The sequence below is a fragment of the Halomonas sp. SpR1 genome, from assembly GCF_031010175.1.
GTDB lineage: Bacteria > Pseudomonadota > Gammaproteobacteria > Pseudomonadales > Halomonadaceae > Vreelandella.
Genome location: NZ_JAUAMB010000082.1, coordinates 1 through 1,099 on the forward strand (window position 1 = coordinate 1; position 1,099 = coordinate 1,099).

Below are 1,099 nucleotides of genomic sequence, written 5' to 3' on the forward strand. Positions count from 1 at the left end.
CGTGACGCATCGTTTAAGGAGGTGATCCAGCCGCAGGTTCCCCTACGGCTACCTTGTTACGACTTCACCCCAGTCATGAACCACACCGTGGTGATCGCCCTCTTGCGTTAGGCTAACCACTTCTGGTGCAGTCCACTCCCATGGTGTGACGGGCGGTGTGTACAAGGCCCGGGAACGTATTCACCGTGACATTCTGATTCACGATTACTAGCGATTCCGACTTCACGGAGTCGAGTTGCAGACTCCGATCCGGACTGAGACCGGCTTTAAGGGATTCGCTGACTCTCGCGAGCTCGCAGCCCTTTGTACCGGCCATTGTAGCACGTGTGTAGCCCTACCCGTAAGGGCCATGATGACTTGACGTCGTCCCCACCTTCCTCCGGTTTGTCACCGGCAGTCTCCTTAGAGTTCCCGACATTACTCGCTGGCAAATAAGGACAAGGGTTGCGCTCGTTACGGGACTTAACCCAACATTTCACAACACGAGCTGACGACAGCCATGCAGCACCTGTCTCTGCGTTCCCGAAGGCACCCCGGAATCTCTTCCGGGTTCGCAGGATGTCAAGGGTAGGTAAGGTTCTTCGCGTTGCATCGAATTAAACCACATGCTCCACCGCTTGTGCGGGCCCCCGTCAATTCATTTGAGTTTTAACCTTGCGGCCGTACTCCCCAGGCGGTCGACTTATCGCGTTAACTTCGCCACAAAGTGCTCTAGGCACCCAACGGCTGGTCGACATCGTTTACGGCGTGGACTACCAGGGTATCTAATCCTGTTTGCTACCCACGCTTTCGCACCTCAGTGTCAGTGTCAGTCCAGAAGGCCGCCTTCGCCACTGGTATTCCTCCCGATCTCTACGCATTTCACCGCTACACCGGGAATTCTACCTTCCTCTCCTGCACTCTAGCCTGACAGTTCCGGATGCCGTTCCCAGGTTGAGCCCGGGGCTTTCACAACCGGCTTATCAAGCCACCTACGCGCGCTTTACGCCCAGTAATTCCGATTAACGCTTGCACCCTCCGTATTACCGCGGCTGCTGGCACGGAGTTAGCCGGTGCTTCTTCTGCGAGTGATGTCTTTCCTGATGGGTATTAACCACCA

General features: G+C 55.9%; 1 rRNA gene. It reads right to left on the reverse strand.

The annotated features are described in order from the left end of the window. Positions 1–14 precede the first annotated feature (14 nt). A 16S ribosomal RNA gene (locus tag QT231_RS24190) occupies positions 15–1,099 on the reverse strand; the annotation flags it as partial.